A 17,056-nucleotide genomic window follows, 5' to 3' on the forward strand; every position below is an offset into this window, starting at 1 on the left:
TTAAGGAAATGCACCATGGCTGAAGAAACGATTTTCAGTAAAATCATTCGTCGCGAAATCCCCGCCGACGTGGTTTATCAGGACGAACTGGTCACCGCCTTCCGCGATATTGCGCCTAAAGCGCCGACGCATATTCTGATTATCCCTAATGTATTGATCCCGACAGCCAATGACGTGCAAGAAGCGCACGAGCATGCGCTGGGCCGTATGATTACCGTGGCGGCGAAAATCGCGAAAGCGGAAGGGATTGCCGAGGATGGCTATCGTCTGATCATGAACTGTAATCAGCATGGTGGTCAGGAGGTTTATCATATTCATATGCACCTGGTCGGCGGTCAGCCACTGGGTCCGATGCTGTCTATTTAACCTCAGGCGGACCTAGTGATGCGTCAATGGCTGAGTGGCCTGCTGTTGCTGACCCTTGTCGGGTGCAGCAGTGACAAACCGATGATCAACACGTCGCAATCGCTGGTGATGGAATCTTCCGTGCTCTCTGCGGGCATCATCACCGACGAACCTGCGCTGGCCAGCCGTGATGGACAGATGCGTGCCTCAAGCGTGCTCTATAATCAGCGGGAAACGCCGGTGACCGTGCATTATCGTTTTTATTGGTATGACGAGAAGGGACTGGAGATTACCCCGGAAGAACCGGCTCAGACCCAAATCGTCCCGGCGCATGGCAGCACAGAAGTTGTCTCGCAAATCGGTAACCTGACCGCCAGTAAGGTGCGTCTCTATCTTTATCTCTGAGGAGTAACCTGTGATTCGCAGTGTAAAACGTTCCAGCGCGCTGTTATTTGCGTTGATGCTCACCGGTTGTGTGGTGAAACAGCAAACCCCAGCGCCGGTTGAACCGACCCAGCCGACGACGCCAACTCAACCGGAGCAGCCACCTGTGCAGCCGGTGCCGCCGCCAGAAACGGTGCCGCAGCCGCCAAAACTGAAAACCATTAACTGGAATGCCAGCGTGCAACCATTAGTCGGGAATATGGTGCAGTCTGCCGGTGTGAATCCAGGCAGCGTACTGCTGGTGGATCGCATCAAGAACAGCACCAACGGATCGTTGCAGAGTGATAAAGCCACCGACGCTATTCAGAATGCGCTGGCGAACAACGGCAAATTCACTTTGGTGACGCCAGAACAGCTGGCACAGGCAAAACAGACGCTGGGCTTGTCAGCCGATGACAGCCTTAACTCGCGCAGTAAAGCCATTGGCCTGGCGCGTAACGTCAACGCGCAGTATGTGCTGTACAGCAGCGCGCAGGGCGATGTCAAAGCGCCGACGTTACAGATGCAGCTGATGCTGGTGCAAACCGGTGAAATTATCTGGTCAGGAAATGGTATTGCTCAACCCTGATCCGCAACTGCAGCAACGGATACAGCAACAATGGCCGACGGCGCAAGCTGCCGGTCATTTTTTCGCGCTGCCGGGATTAAGTGGCAACAGCGTGCGGGTGAAAACCGAACAGGGCGAGCTGCTGGCGCGCCGTTCACCGCCGCATCCGATCCCGTTTGTTGATCGTCAGCGCGAATATCGGGTACTACGTAAAATGCGTGCGGCGCAACTCGGGCCGGCACCGCTGGACTGGCACCATCCCTGGCTTTTACAGAGCTGGTTGCCCGGCGAGGTGCTGACACCTGCGCAGTTCAATCAACAGCACGACGCGGTGCTTGCCTTGCTGCATCGTTTACATCAGCAGCCGCTGCTGGGCTATCGACTGCGACTGACGCCGCTATTGCAACACTACTGGCAGCTTTGTCAGCAACGCCACTGGCGCTGGCAGCATCAACTGCAGCGCCTCATCAGACAAGGTGAACCCCAGCCGTTGCGCCTCGTACCCATCCATATGGATGTTCACGCCGGCAATGTGATTGCCACGCCAAACGGATTGCGTCTCATCGACTGGGAATATGCTGCCGATGGCGATGTGGCGCTGGAACTCGCTGCATTATGCGCGGTCGATGGAGAACATCAAAGCGACTGGACTGCCGGTTACGCGCAGCGCAGCCAGCTTGACGAAGCGATACTCAAGCGCCACATGCGGCGCTGGCAGCCGTGGCTCCATCTGCTAATGGCGAGCTGGTATCAGCTGCGTGCTGAGCAGAGCGGTGACCCTCATTTGCAACAGCTGGCGCAGGCCAGCTGGCAGGATCTTTAACTCAGGATTGTAACCATGACCATGAATACCCCCGGCCCACTGATGCTGGATGTTGAAAGCTATGAACTCGACGCCGAAGAGCGTGATATTCTGCAACATCCGCTGGTGGGCGGACTGATTCTGTTTGCCCGCAATTTCCACGATGTCGATCAGCTGGCAGAACTGGTGCGCCAGATTCGCGCCGCCTCGCGTAATCGCTTAGTGGTCGCGGTGGATCAGGAAGGCGGACGGGTGCAGCGTTTCCGTGATGGCTTTACCAAACTCCCGGCAATGCAATCTTTTGCGGCCTTGCATGATATCGCCACGGCGGGTGAAGTGGCGCAGCAAGCGGGCTGGCAGATGGCCGCGGAAATGATCGCCATGGATATCGACATCAGCTTTGCGCCGGTGCTGGATATCGGCCACATCAGCGCGGCGATTGGCGATCGTTCATTCCACGAAGATCCGGCGATTGCATTGCAAATCGCCCGCCGTTTTATCAACGGCATGCACGAAGCGGGCATGAAAACCACCGGCAAGCATTTCCCCGGCCACGGTGCGGTGAGTGCTGATTCACACAAAGAGACACCGCGCGACCCGCGTGATGCCGCTACGCTGCGCCAGCATGATATGGCGATTTTTAAGCAGTTGATCGATGAGCAACTGCTGGATGCCGTGATGCCGGCGCACGTTATCTATACTGAGATCGATCCGTTACCTGCCAGCGGCTCACCTTATTGGCTGCAAACCGTGCTGCGTAAAGAACTCGGTTTTAACGGGGTGATTTTCTCCGACGATCTGTCGATGGAGGGCGCGGCGGTGATGGGCAGTTATGCTGAGCGCGCGCAGCAGTCGCTCAATGCGGGCTGCGACATGATCCTGGTGTGTAATCAGCGCGCCGGTGCGGTGAGTGTGCTGGATAACTTGACGCCGATCCAGGCGGAGCGTGTTACACAGTTATACCATCAGGGGCGCTACACCCGAGGGACACTGCAATCCAGTGAACGCTGGAAGCAGAATCATCACCAGCTTAGCGTGCTACAGGATCGCTGGCTGGAGCATAAAGCGTCGGGCAGATAAGCGTCGCTGCCCGGATGTCATTCCACGCTGAGGATAATCATGATCATCTATCTGCACGGTTTTGATTCCAATAGTCCGGGCAACCACGAAAAAGTGCTGCAGCTGCAGTTTATCGACCCGGACGTCAGACTGATCAGTTACAGCACGCTGCATCCCAAACATGACATGCAGTTTCTGCTGAAAGAGTGCGATAAATTGCTGCAGCAGGGCGGTGATGCGCACCCCTTAATTTGCGGGGTGGGGCTGGGAGGTTACTGGGCCGAGCGCATCGGTTTTCTTTGCGGTATGCGCCAGGTGATCTTCAACCCCAACCTGTTTCCGTTTGAGAACATGGAAGGCAAGATTGATCGCCCGGAAGAGTATCTGGATATCGCCACTAAGTGCGTCAGTGATTTCCGTGAGAAAAACCGAGACCGCTGCCTGACCATTTTATCCCGTCATGACGAAGCGCTGGATAATCAGCGTACGGCGGCGCAGCTGCATCCCTTCTATGAAATTGTTTGGGACGAACAGGCCAGCCATAAATTCAAGAACATCTCGCCGCATTTACAACGCATCAAAGCCTTTAAATCCCTTGCATGAGCCACCTCGCGCCGCGTGATGCGGCGCACAAAATGTGTAACATTCTGATAATGCTGTTGAAAGATTGATGTACATCAATTTTCTTATGATATGTCGTTAGCGCCGTGATATTCTGCCCTCAGCTCGCGATTTAAACGTCGCCAACCCTATGTTTATTAAGGTTTTTAGTAACCATTAATTAACTATTGGTTTACAACTTTGAGGGGGTCTTTGTTGACTACATCTATGGAAAAAATCGTCATTATTGGCGGTGGTGCTGGCGGCTTAGAGCTGGCAACACAGCTCGGTCATAAGCTGGGACGGAGCAAGAAAGCCGAGATTATTCTCGTCGATCGCAACCACAGCCATCTGTGGAAGCCGTTGCTACATGAAGTGGCCACCGGTTCGATGGACGAAGGGATTGATGCGCTGAGCTATCTGGCGCACGCGCGTAATCACGGTTTCCAGTTCCAGCTGGGATCGCTGACGCAAATCAATCGTGAAACTAAAACAATCGAGCTGGCGGAAATTCGCGATGCGAACGGTGAGTTGCTGGTGCCGCAGCGCGAGATGGCTTATGACCGTCTGGTGATGGCGCTGGGCAGTACCTCCAATGACTTTGGTACACCGGGCGTAAAAGATCACTGCATCTTCCTGGATAACCCGCATCAGGCCCGTCGTTTCCACAATGAAATGCTGAATCTTTTCCTGCGCTTCTCAGCCAGTGAAGGCAGCCTGGAAAAAGTGAACATTGCGATTGTCGGCGGCGGCGCAACCGGCGTTGAATTGTCGGCTGAGCTGTATAATGCGGTGAAGCAACTGCACAGCTATGGCTACAAAGGTCTTGATAGCTCATCACTGAACGTGACGCTGGTGGAAGCCGGTGAGCGTATTCTGCCTGCCTTACCTCCGCGCATTTCTGCAGCGGCCCATCAGGAACTGACCAAGCTGGGTGTGCGTGTGCTAACGCAAACCATGGTCACCAGCGCAACAGAAGAAGGGCTGAATACCAAAGGCGGCGAATTTATCAATGCCGACCTGATGGTGTGGGCTGCGGGTATCAAAGCACCGGACTTTATGAAAGAGATTGGCGGGCTGGAAACCAACCGCATCAATCAGTTGGTGGTAAAAGACACGCTGCAAACCACGCTGGATGATGACATCTACGCGATTGGCGACTGCGCGTCCTGCGCGTTGCCAGGCGGCGGCTTTGTACCACCGCGTGCGCAGTCTGCACACCAGATGGCGTCACGCGCGCTGGAAAACATTCTGGCGCAGCGCAAAGGCAAGCCACTGAAAGCCTATGTGTATAAAGATCACGGTTCACTGGTGTCTCTGTCACGCTTCACAACCGTGGGCAGCCTGATGGGTAACCTGATGCGTGGGTCGATGATGGTAGAAGGGCGCATTGCGCGTTTTGTCTACATCTCTCTATATCGTATGCACCAGATTGCGCTCCATGGATACTTCAAAACCGGCCTGATGATGCTGGTCGGTAGCCTGAACCGCGTACTGCGTCCTCGCCTCAAGCTGCACTGATGATTTGCGGGCGGCAAACTGCCGCCCGATGCCGCTTCGTCTGCCGTAACCCGCTGATAAACGACAGCTCAGCTTAAGGTTACGGCGGTATTTCAGCTTCTCTCAGAACTCTCCGAAAAACTGGCCCTGACGGGTTTCCGCTGCGTTTCCTCCATTAATCTGATGTTGCAATTACGGACCATCTGTAAAACTTATATCCACAAACACGGCGCGGCGCGCACGCCGGTTATGCCTCGGCTACACAGGATTTCGTAGCGGCAGGAATGCGCGATAACAACATTCAGGAGGACATTCCTGTGAATAAATCAATGTTAGCGGGTATCGGTATCGGCGTGGCAGCAGCATTAGGTGTTGCCGCAGTCGCCAGCATGGATGTCTTTGATCGCGGCCCGCAGTATGCACAGGTTCTCTCGGCTACGCCGATCAAAGAGAGCATCAAACAACCGCGACAGGAGTGTCGCAATGTGACGTTAACGCATCGTCGTCCGGTACAGGATGAGAACCGCATCGCCGGTTCAGTACTGGGTGCAGTGGCGGGCGGCGTGCTCGGTCACCAGTTTGGTGGCGGTCGTGGGCGCGATGTCGCAACGGTAGCGGGCGCGCTGGCGGGCGGTTACGGTGGTAATCAGGTGCAGGGTGCAATGCAGGATCGTGATACCTACACCACCAACGAGCAGCGTTGCAAAACCGTTTATGACAAACAGGAAAAAATGCTGGGTTATGATGTGACCTATAAAATAGGCGACCAGCAGGGCAAAATCCGCATGGAAAATGACCCTGGCACCCGCATTCAACTCGACCGTAATGGTCAGCTGATCCTGAATTCGAATCAGGCCTGATTGGGCAAAGACACGTCACAGCAGCAGTAACGGAAAAAGCGCCGCAAGGCGCTTTTTTTATGGCTTAAACATCGTTACGGCGGGAGGGATTGCGCTAAGCAGAAACCATTCTGTGCTGATCGCAGCGCAATCCATGATGCCGTGACGATAGCGCGGCTTAAATCCGGTTCTTCGCCAGTTCGGCAATAAAGCCCTGCACCCACTCCATACGGACTTTACGATCTTCCAATTCACGGGTGAATTTGAGACGCGTTGGGCCATCCAGCTTCCACTGTTTGGGATCTTTCTGCAGCAGGCCAATCAGCCAGCCGGGATCGACCTGATTTTGCGGCGCGAACTCGAAGAATCCGCCTTTATCACTGGCTTCGATTTTACGCACGCCAAGTGCTCGCGCGACCAGGCGCAGGCCAGCGACATCCAGCAGGTTGCGTGCCGCATCTGGCAATTTGCCGAAGCGATCAATCATCTCAACTTTCAATTCTGCCAGCTCTTGTTCATCGCTCGCGGACGCCACACGCTTATACAACGACAAACGCGTGTTCACATCCGGGATGAAATCATCCGGCAGCAGGGCAGGCATGCGCAGCTCGATTTCGGTTTGATTGCTGGTGAGGTCTTCCAGCGACGGCTCGCGGCCCGCTTTCAGCGCATCGACGGCGTTTTCCAGCAGCTCCATATACAGCGTGAAGCCAATGGTCTCCATCTGGCCGCTCTGATCTTCACCCAGCAACTCACCGGCCCCGCGAATCTCAAGATCGTGCGTCGCCAGCGCAAAGCCGGCGCCCAAATCTTCCAGCGAGGCAATGGCTTCCAGACGCTTCTGCGCATCCGTGGTCATCGCTTTGGGATGCGGCGTTAATAGCCATGCATAAGCCTGATGATGCGAGCGCCCGACGCGACCACGCAGCTGATGCAGCTGTGCCAGACCGAAGTGATCGGCGCGTTCAATAATAATGGTGTTGGCGCTCGGCACATCAATACCGGTTTCGATGATGGTGGTACACACCAGCACGTTAAAGCGCTGGTGGTGGAAGTCATTCATCACCCGTTCCAGATCGCGCTCGCGCATCTGGCCGTGACCGATGGCGATGCGCGCTTCCGGCACCAGCTCCGCCAGACGCTGCGCGGCTTTTTCGATGTTCTCGACATCGTTGTACAGGTAGTAAACCTGACCGCCACGCAAGATTTCACGCAGCAGCGCTTCGCGCACCACCAGGCTGTCGTATTCGCGCACAAAGGTTTTCACCGCCAGACGTCGCGCGGGTGGTGTGGCAATAATCGACAGATCGCGCATGCCGCTCATCGCCATATTCAGCGTACGTGGGATCGGTGTGGCGGTGAGGGTCAGGATATCGACATCAGCGCGCATCGCTTTGATACGCTCTTTGTGACGCACGCCAAAGCGATGCTCTTCATCGACAATCAGCAGGCCGAGGTCATGCCACTTCAGATCGTTTGACAGCAACTTATGCGTGCCAATCAAAATATCCACTTTGCCTTCACGCGCCTGTTCCAGCACCTGGCTCTGCTCTTTGGCGCTGCGGAAGCGTGACAGCATCTCAATGCGTACCGGCCAGTTGGCGAAACGGTCGCGGAAGTTGTCGTAATGCTGTTGTGCCAACAGCGTGGTGGGCACCAGCACGGCGATTTGTTTGGCGTTCTCTACCGCGAGGAAGGCGGCGCGCATCGCGACTTCGGTTTTACCAAAGCCCACATCACCGCACACCAGACGATCCATCGCCAGCGGCTGGCACATATCGCTCAGCACGGCATTGATGGCCTGGCCCTGATCCGGCGTGGTTTCAAACGGGAAGCCTTCGCAGAACAGCTGATATTGATCGCGATCGTGCTTAAAGGCGAAGCCGGTTTTGGCTGCACGCTGGGCGTAGATATCCAGCAGTTCGGCCGCCACATCACGCACTTTCTCCGCCGCTTTTTGGCGCGCGCGTGACCAGGCATCACTGCCGAGTTTGTGCAGCGGTGCATTTTCATCGGCGCCCCCCGCATAGCGGCTAATCAGGTGCAGCGACGAAACCGGCACATACAGCTTAGCGTCACCCGCATAAGAGAGCATCAGGTATTCCGCGACAATGCCGCCGGCTTCCAGCGTGGTCAGGCCGATATAACGGCCCACGCCATGTTCCAGATGCACCACCGGCTGACCGGGATGCAGTTCAGCAAGGTTACGAATCAAGACATCGGGATTGATGGTGCGGCGATTGTCCTGGCGGCGACGGCTCACGCGTTCGCCCAGCAGATCGCTTTCACAAATCAGCGCACGATGGCCTGCGCTATCAATGAACCCGCGTTCGCTGGCACCGATCATTAAACTGTGTGGCTGTCTGGCGGCGTCTTCAAAACGCTCAATTGGCTGTGGGCGCAGTTTGATGCGCGCCAGCAGCTCCTGCAGGCTCTCACGACGACCTTCACTTTCCACCGAGAAAATAATCTGTCCATCAAACTGCTCCATGAACTGGCGCAGCAGATCGAGTGGCGCTTTGGCCTGTGCCTGCACCGTCAGTTCCGGCAGCGGTTGATAGCCGAGATTGGTATTGGCGGCTTTTTCTGGCAGCGTTTCGCTGCTGAGCTGCATGCGCGGCCAGGCTTTCAGTTCACCCAGCAACGCATCCGGGCGCAGCCACAAGGTTGCGGGCTCCAGCAGTGGACGCATGGGATCGATGCGGCGATTTTCGAAACGGGCGTTAGCATCCTGCCAGAAGCGATCTGCGCTGCCGTGCAGATCGCCACTGTTGAGCACCAGCGTGTTGGCGGGCAGATAGCTGAACAGCGTGGGCAACTCCTGCTCAAAGAACAGCGGCTGCCAGTACTCGATCCCGGCAGGTAACGTGCCTTTGCTCACTTGCTGATAGACGTGTTCCGGCTCGCGGCGCACATCAAACAGCTCGCGCCAGCGGCTGCGGAAAAGCTCAATTGCCGCCTTATCCGTTGGGAATTCATGCGCAGGCAGCAGATTGATGGCCTCAACGGCTTCCAGCGTGCGCTGGCTGTCCACATCGAACAGACGCAGGCTATCAATTTCGTCATCAAAGAAGTCGATGCGATAGGGCTGATCGCTGCCCATCGGGAACAGATCCAACAGGGCGCCGCGCGTGGCGTACTCGCCGTGTTCCATCACCTGATCGACATGGCGATAACCGGCCTGTTCCAGCTGATCGCGCAGAGCATCGCGCGACAGCTTTTGCCCCTGCTTCATCACCAACGCATGGCCGTGCAGGAAGCTGTGCGGACAGACGCGCTGCATCAGCGTGTTGACCGGCATAATCAGCATACCGCGAGTCAGATTGGGCAGTTGATAGAGAGTGGAAAGACGGGCGGAGATAATGTCCTGATGCGGCGAGAAGCTGTCGTAAGGCAGCGTTTCCCAGTCGGCGAGATTAGTGACCGGCAGATCGGTGAACTGGCGAATCTCCTCCTGCAGGCGCAGGGCAGATTGCATATCCGGCGTAATCATCAGCACCGGACCCGGGTGGCGTTCAGTGATACTGGCGCACTCAACCGCCTGCGCGGCACCAATTAGTTCGCCGAGCTGACGATGGTCGCCCGCTTTCGCAGGCAGGGTATAACGACTCTGTTCCGACATAAGGACTCGACATTCTCTCCTTGGATTCCAGGGCGTCATCATTCCATAATCCGCCCTGAGGATCATCTGTCGCGGTGCTATTTCTCGGTTTTGTTACTTACTCGATTGCTGTGTGTAGTGCATACGCGGGCGATCGACGTTGGCCCACGACAGCTCTTTTTCCAGATGATAGCTGTGATTGCCGTCGTCCCACTTCACGTAATAGCCGGTTGGCGCATCTCCCTGTTCAAAGACGTTGACGATCTCGCCTCTAATTTCTCCCGATTTGTGCTTAACGATACTGCCCTTGGGATATTTGAACATATGGGTACCTCTGTGCCTGCCTGGAACTTTCAAAAGACTTCAAGCTCAGTCTACGCCAGGTAATGACCAATAAACGCACAATTAGTATCATTATTCTGTCGCAATTTTATGCATTGACGCAGATTGCGACGTATTTGGATGCAACTTTGCCGCAGACTCAGAGGGTTAGAGGTTTCATAAACAGGACGGCTCCTTTATCATCCTCCTACTTATTTTCAGGCAACTGCCAAGACGGATCTCATGTATCAACCAGTCGCGTTATTCATCGGTTTACGCTACATGCGTGGACGTGCTTCAGACCGCTTTGGTCGCTTCGTCTCCTGGCTTTCCACCATCGGTATCACGCTCGGCGTGCTGGCGTTAGTGACCGTGCTGTCCGTCATGAACGGCTTCGAGCGCGAGCTGGAAGGCAATATCCTCGGCCTGATGCCGCAAGCGCTGGTCACCAGCGACAAAGGCAGCATCAATCCGCAGCAGGTAACGGCGGATAGCCTCAAGTTGCAGGGTGTCACGCGTGTCGCACCGCTCACCACCGCGGATGTGGTGCTACAAAGCGCACGCAACGTTTCCGTGGGCGTGATGCTGGGCATCAATCCCGATGAGCAGGATCCGCTGACGCCGTACCTCGTCAATACCCAACAAAGCGTGCTGCAACCGGGCCAATACAACGTGATTCTTGGCGAGCAGCTGGCGTCACAGCTGGGTGTCAAACGCGGCGATCAGCTGCGTCTGATGGTGCCGACGGTGAGTCAGTTCACGCCGGTCGGGCGTTTGCCCAGCCAGCGTATCTTCACGGTTGCAGGCACCTATGCCGCCAACAGTGAAGTCGATGCCTATCAGATTTTGGTGAATCAGCAGGATGCCTCGCGCGTGATGCGCTATCCGCTGGGGAACATTACCGGCTGGCGCTTGTGGCTGGAGAAACCGTTGAATGTTGATGCGTTCAGCGAACAGAAACTGCCTGATGGCCTGACGCTAAAAGACTGGCGCGAGCGCAAGGGCGATCTGTTCCAGGCGGTGCGTATGGAAAAAAACATGATGGGACTGCTGCTTAGCCTGATCATCGCGGTGGCGGCGTTCAATATCATTACTTCACTCGGTCTGCTGATCATGGAAAAGCAGGGCGAAGTGGCGATTTTGCAAACGCAGGGCTTAACCCGTCGACAGATTGTCGCGGTGTTTATGGTGCAGGGCGCCAGTGCCGGCATTATCGGCACCTTGCTCGGCACGCTGCTTGGCGTATTGCTCGCCAGCCAGCTTAACAATCTGATGCCAGTGATTGGCCTGTTCCTTGATGGCGCGGCGTTGCCGGTCGACATCAACGTGTGGCAGGTGGTCACGATTGCGCTGGTCTCAATGATCGTTGCGCTGCTTTCTACCCTTTATCCGTCATGGCGCGCTGCCGCCGTTCAACCCGCTGAGGCTTTACGTTATGAGTAATACCCCTTTGTTGCAGTGTCGTGACCTGTGCAAACGCTATCAGGAAGGCAGCGTGCAGACCGATGTGCTGCGCAATGTGGCTTTTAGCCTGCAGCCAGGCGAACTGACGGCCATCGTTGGTAGCTCCGGCTCGGGTAAAAGTACCTTATTGCATCTGCTCGGCGGCCTCGATGCGCCCACCTCAGGTGATGTGGTGTTCGATGGCAAATCACTGAATGACATGTCCTCTGCTGCCAAAGCCGAATTGCGCAACCGCGAACTGGGCTTTATCTATCAGTTCCACCATTTATTGCCAGACTTCACCGCGCTGGAGAATGTGGCGATGCCATTACTGATTGGCAAAACCGCAAAAGCCGAAGCCGCCGCGCGCGCGCTGGAAATGCTGGCAGCGGTAGGACTGGAAAAACGCGCCGCACATCGGCCGTCTGAGCTGTCCGGCGGTGAGCGTCAGCGTGTGGCAATCGCGCGTGCGCTGGTGAACCGTCCGCGCCTGGTGATGGCCGATGAACCGACCGGTAACCTGGATGCGCGTAACGCCGATGCGATTTTCAAACTGCTGGGTGAGCTGAATCAGCAGCAGGGCACCGCATTTCTGGTGGTGACGCACGATCTGAATCTGGCTAAACGTCTTAATCGCCAGATGGAGATGCGTGACGGCCAACTGAGCGAGCATCTGACGCTGGGAGCCATCTGATGGGTTCATCATTATCCCTGCTGCTTGGGCTGCGCTTTAGTCGCGGTCGGCGGCGCGGTGGCATGGTCTCACTGATCTCCATCATCTCAACCATCGGCATCGCCCTCGGTGTCGCCGTATTGATCATTGGCCTGAGTGCGATGAATGGTTTTGAGCGCGAGCTGAACAAGCGCATTCTGGCCGTGGTACCTCACGGTGAAATCGAGCCGGTGAATCAGCCTTTCCGCAACTGGCAGCCGATGATCGCACCGATTGAAAAGGTGCCGGGCATCGCGGCAGCGGCGCCTTATGTTAACTTCACCGGCCTGATTGAGAGCGGTGCGAAGATGCAGGCGCTGCAGGTAAAAGGTGTCGATCCGCAACAGGAATCACGCCTCAGCGCTTTGCCGAGCTTTGTCGATGGCGATGCGTGGCAGCAGTTCGGCGCGGATAAACAGCAGATCATCCTCGGTGGCGGCATTGCCAAATCGCTCAACGTGAAGCAGGGCGATTGGATCACCATCATGATCCCGAATAACGACGGTGAAAATAAGCTGCTGCAGCCGAAGCGTATTCGCCTGCAAGTGTCGGGCATTCTGCAACTCAGCGGGATGCTGGACCACAGCCTGGCGTTGGTGCCCCTGGCGGATGCGCAAAAATATCTCGACATGGGTGACAGCGTTAGCGGTATCGCGCTGAAAATGAGCGACCCCTTCCAGGCGCAGAAACTGGTACGCGATGCCGGTGAAGCCACCCACTCCTACGTCTATATTAAGAGCTGGATTGGTACTTACGGCTACATGTATCGCGATATCCAGATGATTCGCGCCATCATGTATCTGGCGATGGTGCTGGTGATTGGCGTGGCCTGTTTCAATATCGTCTCCACGCTGGTGATGGCGGTGAAAGACAAGAGCAGTGATATCGCGGTGCTGCGCACGCTGGGTGCCAAAGATGGCCTGATCCGTGCCATCTTTATCTGGTATGGCTTGCTGGCCGGATTGCTCGGCAGCATCAGCGGCGTGGTAGTGGGCGTGCTGGTGGCGCTCAACCTGACACCGATCATCCGTGGACTTGAGCATGTTACCGGCCATCAGCTGCTGGCAGGCGATATCTACTTTATCGACTTCCTGCCTTCGGAGCTGCACTGGATTGATGTGATTTCGGTGCTGGTGACCGCTATCCTGCTCAGCCTGATTGCCAGCTGGTATCCGGCACGGCGCGCCAGCCGTATCGATCCGGCTCGCGTACTCAGCGGACAGTAATGATAAAAAACGCAGCCGCCTTCGCGGCTGCGCACATTTTCAGCGACTGTGGCATGCAGCCGTCATGCGCAACCGCTATTATCGGGAACCATTAACCCGAGCCAAACACCCGACATGCGGTGAAAACCACCGCAGCATAAGGAGCCTTTATGCGCATACCGCGCCGCCGCCTACGACTCGCCCGCGACAAGAAAAATCGCCGCAAAGTGCATCAGCGCTTTCGCCAGCGCATCTTTGAACGCGATCGCAAAGCCGAACTGGCTGCGCATCCGCAACCGCGCGTAGTGGTACTGACCGGTGCAGGCATCTCCGCCGAGTCGGGTATTCAAACTTTCCGCGCCGCAGACGGATTGTGGGAAGAGCATCGGGTTGAAGATGTCGCCACGCCAGAAGGTTTTCATCGCAATCCCGACCTGGTGCAAGGGTTCTACAATGCGCGCCGTCGTCAACTGCAACAACCAGAGATTCAGCCGAACGCCGCGCACGAAGCGCTGGCCGAGCTGGAGCAGGTATTGGGTGACAACTTCCTGCTGGTGACGCAAAACATCGACAATCTGCATGAACGAGCAGGCAGCCAGCGCGTGCTGCATATGCATGGTGAACTGCTGAAAGTGCGCTGTGAAAGCAGTGGTCAGGTGCTGGAATGGACGGAAGATGTCAAGCCGGACGATCGCTGCACCTGCTGCCAGTTCCCGTCACGACTGCGTCCACATGTGGTGTGGTTTGGTGAAATGCCGCTCGGCATGGAAGAAATTTATCAGGCGATCGAGAAAGCGAATCTGTTTATCGCCATTGGCACCTCCGGACATGTTTATCCAGCCGCCGGCTTTGTCCATGAAGCGAAATTGCAGGGTGCGCATACCGTTGAACTCAATCTGGAGCCGAGCCAGGTCGGGAATGAGTTCGCGGAGAGCCAGTATGGTTTAGCCAGTGAAGTGGTGCCGGATTTTGTGCACACCTTTTTGCGCGGGTTGTATAAGTAAGGCGATATCTGGTTAAGCACTTTGCGCTGAGAACGCTAACCTGAAGGATAATGATTTGACGCAACATGGCGCGCCTCACGCGCCATGATAATAACGCAGGTTCTTTAGAGGGATGACAAATGGATCAATTACTTGAGCGTTTTCTCAGTTATGTGGCAGTAGAAACTCAGTCAAAACCGCAGGCGCGTCAGGTGCCCAGCAGTGAAGGGCAGTGGACGCTGGCGCGTCAGTTACAGGAAGAGCTGATTGCACTGGGATTTGTGGATGTGTCCCTGAGCGATCATTGTTGCGTGATGGGCACTTTGCCGGCCAACGTGGACTGGCCAACCCCGGTGATTGGCTTTATCTCGCATATGGATACGTCACCGGATTTCACCGCCAAAAACGTCAATCCGCAGATTATCGAAAACTACCGTGGCGGCGATATTGCGCTCGGCAACGGCGATGAAATCCTTTCGCCGGTGATGTTCCCGATCCTGCACAAGCTGATTGGCCATACGCTGATCACCACCGATGGCAAAACCTTGCTGGGCGCAGATGATAAAGCGGGCATCGCTGAAATCATGACGGCGATGGCGCGCCTGGTGAAAGAGGATATTCCGCACGGCGCGATTCGCGTGGCGTTTACCCCTGATGAAGAGATTGGTCGCGGAGCCTCACATTTCGATGTGGAAGGTTTTGCAGCGGACTGGGCGTATACCATCGATGGCAGCGATCTCGGCGAGTTCGAGTTCGAAAACTTCAATGCGGCCACCGCGATGGTGAAAATCACCGGCAATAACGTGCACCCTGGCAGTGCAAAAAACGTCATGGTGAACGCGCTGGATCTGGCAATGCGTTTCCACGCCGAGCTGCCAGCGAAAGAAAAACCGCAGTTCACTGACGGTTATGAAGGCTTTTTCCATCTGCACACCATCAAAGGCACGGTTGAGCACGCCGAGCTGATGTATCTGATTCGTGATTTCGACGCCGACAGCTACGAAAAGCGTAAACAGCTGCTGGAAGAGATTGCTGATCGCGTCGGTAAAGGGCTGCAGGCTGAATGCTCGGTGAAAGTGGAAATCAGCGACAGCTACCGCAATATGCGTGAAAAAGTTGAGCCGCATCCGCAGATTATTGAGCTGGCGCTGCAGGCGATTCGCGATTGCGGAATTGAACCGGTGGTGAAGCCGATTCGCGGTGGCACCGACGGTTCCGCGCTATCGTGGAAAGGCTTGCCATGCCCGAACCTGTTCACCGGCGGCTATAACTATCACGGTAAACACGAGTTCGCGTCACTGAATGTGATGTCGCAGGCGGTGGACGTGATTGTGCGCTTGTCTGCGCTGGCAGCAGAGAAGAAATAGCATGAAAAAGGCCTGCTAAGCAGGCCTTTCATCAACATCTCTTTTTGCGGCGCAGTCCCTTGGGTATCTGTCAGCGCCAATTGGGCTGCTGGCCAGTGTAAAAAATCGCGCCGCTACCAGGATGCGCGATTTTAGCCCAGCGGATTACTCACCAAAGAACCAGTAGCCACTGTTCACCAGCGCCGCAAGCTGTGCCAGCAGCGACGGGTCATCCAGCGCATCGCCGAAATCTTCCAGTGTTAATACCTGATTGTGTGCCAGTGCCGCCAGCACTTCCGGGTGGCTGCACGCCACGCGCTCGCCATTCACAAACACTGCATCACCCAGCGTTAACACGCGCAGGCCACCAAGACGCGTCAACGCATCGCCTTGCTGCAACGCATCATAAATCTCATCGGGCTGGTAAGGCGGTTCTGGTGGCGCGATATCCAGTTCGTGGCGTGTCTGTGAGATAAACTCACCAAACCACTGATTAAACTGTTCTGGCTGATTAATCACATCCAGCATCACCTGACGAATCCCTTCCACTTCAGAAGGCAAAATCTGTGACGGGCAATCGCGCGATGGCACATCCGGATCGCTGAAACGATAGCTGCCTAATTCGTGCGCCAGCATGTAATCAGCGAAGCCACTGATCAATTCACGACCGTTAGGTGCACGGAAGCCGACCGAATAGTTGATGGCATTTTCCAGCGAATAGCCTTCGTGCGGGAATCCCGGCGGGATGTACAGGATATCGCCCGGCTCCATCTCTTCATCGATGATGGCGTCAAACGGCTCAACCTGCAGCAAATCGGGATGAGGACAGTGCTGTTTCATCGGCACTTTTTCGCCTACGCGCCAGCGACGACGACCGGTGCCCTGAATGATAAACACATCATACTGGTCGAAGTGCGGGCCTACGCCGCCGCCCGGTACGGCAAAGGAGATCATCAGATCGTCCATGCGCCAGTCAGGCAGGAAGCGGAACGGACGCATCAGCGCGGCAGAAGGTTCATGCCAGTGGTTGACCGCCTGCACCAGCAGCGACCAGTTACTCTCACCGAGATGATCATAGCTTTCAAACGGCCCATGACTAACCTGCCATTTACCGTTGTTATGGCTCACCAGGCGGCTATCCACCTCGTTTTCCATTGCCAGACCCGCCAGCTCATCAGGAGAAATGGGATCAATGAAGTTTTTAAAACCACGCTTGAGCACCACCGGGCGTTTTTGCCAGTAGCGCTTAATAAAGTCGGGCCAGTTAATATCGAGCTGATAGTCCATACGAGTGTTCCGGTTAGGGCCA

General features: G+C 55.9%; 16 protein-coding genes. 13 read left to right on the plus strand and 3 right to left on the minus strand.

Features of this window, described 5'->3' with window-relative positions:
• Positions 1-15: 15 nt before the first annotated feature.
• The 8 genes from hinT to LBW88_RS02415 all read left to right on the plus strand — a co-directional run bounded on the left by hinT (position 16) and on the right by LBW88_RS02415 (position 6,157).
• Complete coding sequence (gene hinT / locus LBW88_RS02380) at positions 16-366, plus strand: purine nucleoside phosphoramidase (protein ID WP_224929195.1); 351 nt, start codon at positions 16-18, stop codon at positions 364-366.
• Positions 367-384: 18 nt separating this feature from the next.
• Positions 385-750 carry a YcfL family protein gene (locus tag LBW88_RS02385; protein ID WP_166931791.1) on the plus strand — a complete coding sequence of 122 codons (366 nt, stop codon included), beginning with the start codon at positions 385-387 and terminating at the stop codon, positions 748-750.
• A 10-nt stretch (positions 751-760) separates the two neighbouring features.
• On the plus strand, positions 761-1,357 hold the full coding sequence (gene lpoB, locus LBW88_RS02390; RefSeq protein WP_034822075.1) for a penicillin-binding protein activator LpoB: 597 nt from the start codon (positions 761-763) through the stop codon (positions 1,355-1,357).
• A complete protein-coding gene (gene thiK, locus LBW88_RS02395; protein ID WP_224930287.1) occupies positions 1,344-2,159 on the plus strand; it encodes a thiamine kinase in 816 nt (271 codons plus the stop codon). The genes lpoB and thiK overlap by 14 nt, the downstream gene beginning before the upstream one ends.
• A gap of 15 nt (positions 2,160-2,174) precedes the next feature.
• A complete protein-coding gene (nagZ, locus tag LBW88_RS02400; protein WP_224929192.1) occupies positions 2,175-3,218 on the plus strand; it encodes a beta-N-acetylhexosaminidase in 1,044 nt (347 codons plus the stop codon).
• Between the two features lie 39 nt (positions 3,219-3,257).
• The gene (ycfP, locus tag LBW88_RS02405; protein ID WP_200571325.1) at positions 3,258-3,800 is read left to right on the plus strand and encodes an alpha/beta hydrolase YcfP; all 543 of its coding nucleotides are present in this window, start codon (positions 3,258-3,260) and stop codon (positions 3,798-3,800) included.
• 213 nt (positions 3,801-4,013) lie between these two features.
• Positions 4,014-5,318 carry an NAD(P)/FAD-dependent oxidoreductase gene (locus tag LBW88_RS02410; RefSeq protein WP_224929189.1) on the plus strand — a complete coding sequence of 435 codons (1,305 nt, stop codon included), beginning with the start codon at positions 4,014-4,016 and terminating at the stop codon, positions 5,316-5,318.
• Positions 5,319-5,614: 296 nt separating this feature from the next.
• A complete protein-coding gene (locus LBW88_RS02415; RefSeq protein WP_224929186.1) occupies positions 5,615-6,157 on the plus strand; it encodes a glycine zipper 2TM domain-containing protein in 543 nt (180 codons plus the stop codon).
• Between the two features lie 157 nt (positions 6,158-6,314).
• Here the strand turns inward: LBW88_RS02415 and mfd are convergent, their stop codons facing one another.
• The gene (mfd, locus tag LBW88_RS02420; protein WP_224929184.1) at positions 6,315-9,758 is read right to left on the minus strand and encodes a transcription-repair coupling factor; all 3,444 of its coding nucleotides are present in this window, start codon (positions 9,756-9,758) and stop codon (positions 6,315-6,317) included.
• Between the two features lie 93 nt (positions 9,759-9,851).
• Positions 9,852-10,061 carry a hypothetical protein gene (locus LBW88_RS02425; RefSeq protein ID WP_224929181.1) on the minus strand — a complete coding sequence of 70 codons (210 nt, stop codon included), beginning with the start codon at positions 10,059-10,061 and terminating at the stop codon, positions 9,852-9,854.
• Positions 10,062-10,301: 240 nt separating this feature from the next.
• On the opposite strand from LBW88_RS02425, the gene lolC reads away from it, so the two are divergent.
• The 5 genes from lolC (at position 10,302) to pepT (ending at position 15,768) form a co-directional block, all read left to right on the plus strand.
• Positions 10,302-11,501: a lipoprotein-releasing ABC transporter permease subunit LolC gene (gene lolC / locus LBW88_RS02430; protein ID WP_224929178.1), complete on the plus strand. Its 1,200-nt coding sequence runs from the start codon at positions 10,302-10,304 to the stop codon at positions 11,499-11,501.
• Entirely contained in the window at positions 11,494-12,195 is a 702-nt protein-coding gene (gene lolD, locus LBW88_RS02435; protein WP_224929175.1) for a lipoprotein-releasing ABC transporter ATP-binding protein LolD, read from the plus strand. Before lolC ends, lolD begins: the two co-directional genes overlap by 8 nt.
• Positions 12,195-13,439 carry a lipoprotein-releasing ABC transporter permease subunit LolE gene (lolE, locus tag LBW88_RS02440; RefSeq protein WP_224929172.1) on the plus strand — a complete coding sequence of 415 codons (1,245 nt, stop codon included), beginning with the start codon at positions 12,195-12,197 and terminating at the stop codon, positions 13,437-13,439. The genes lolD and lolE overlap by 1 nt, the downstream gene beginning before the upstream one ends.
• 149 nt (positions 13,440-13,588) lie before the next feature.
• A complete protein-coding gene (gene cobB, locus LBW88_RS02445; RefSeq protein ID WP_224929169.1) occupies positions 13,589-14,422 on the plus strand; it encodes a Sir2 family NAD+-dependent deacetylase in 834 nt (277 codons plus the stop codon).
• A 119-nt stretch (positions 14,423-14,541) separates the two neighbouring features.
• The gene (gene pepT / locus LBW88_RS02450; RefSeq protein ID WP_224929165.1) at positions 14,542-15,768 is read left to right on the plus strand and encodes a peptidase T; all 1,227 of its coding nucleotides are present in this window, start codon (positions 14,542-14,544) and stop codon (positions 15,766-15,768) included.
• Positions 15,769-15,912: 144 nt separating this feature from the next.
• Here the strand turns inward: pepT and LBW88_RS02455 are convergent, their stop codons facing one another.
• A complete protein-coding gene (locus LBW88_RS02455) occupies positions 15,913-17,034 on the minus strand; it encodes a cupin domain-containing protein (RefSeq protein WP_224929162.1) in 1,122 nt (373 codons plus the stop codon).
• Positions 17,035-17,056 lie beyond the last annotated feature (22 nt).

It is taken from the genome of Pantoea sp. alder81 (genome assembly GCF_020179835.1).
Lineage (GTDB): Bacteria > Pseudomonadota > Gammaproteobacteria > Enterobacterales > Enterobacteriaceae > Pantoea.

Bases quoted from the DNA above. Each gene is read 5' to 3' on its own strand.
- hinT (WP_224929195.1), top strand. From the start codon at position 16: ATGGCTGAAGAAACGATTTTCAGTAAAATCATTCGTCGCGAAATCCCC.
- LBW88_RS02385 (WP_166931791.1), top strand. From the start codon at position 385: ATGCGTCAATGGCTGAGTGGCCTGCTGTTGCTGACCCTTGTCGGGTGC.
- nagZ (WP_224929192.1), top strand. From the start codon at position 2,175: ATGACCATGAATACCCCCGGCCCACTGATGCTGGATGTTGAAAGCTAT.
- ycfP (WP_200571325.1), top strand. From the start codon at position 3,258: ATGATCATCTATCTGCACGGTTTTGATTCCAATAGTCCGGGCAACCAC.
- mfd (WP_224929184.1), bottom strand. From the start codon at position 9,758: ATGTCGGAACAGAGTCGTTATACCCTGCCTGCGAAAGCGGGCGACCAT.
- LBW88_RS02425 (WP_224929181.1), bottom strand. From the start codon at position 10,061: ATGTTCAAATATCCCAAGGGCAGTATCGTTAAGCACAAATCGGGAGAA.
- lolC (WP_224929178.1), top strand. From the start codon at position 10,302: ATGTATCAACCAGTCGCGTTATTCATCGGTTTACGCTACATGCGTGGA.
- lolD (WP_224929175.1), top strand. From the start codon at position 11,494: ATGAGTAATACCCCTTTGTTGCAGTGTCGTGACCTGTGCAAACGCTAT.
- lolE (WP_224929172.1), top strand. From the start codon at position 12,195: ATGGGTTCATCATTATCCCTGCTGCTTGGGCTGCGCTTTAGTCGCGGT.
- cobB (WP_224929169.1), top strand. From the start codon at position 13,589: ATGCGCATACCGCGCCGCCGCCTACGACTCGCCCGCGACAAGAAAAAT.
- pepT (WP_224929165.1), top strand. From the start codon at position 14,542: ATGGATCAATTACTTGAGCGTTTTCTCAGTTATGTGGCAGTAGAAACT.
- LBW88_RS02455 (WP_224929162.1), bottom strand. From the start codon at position 17,034: ATGGACTATCAGCTCGATATTAACTGGCCCGACTTTATTAAGCGCTAC.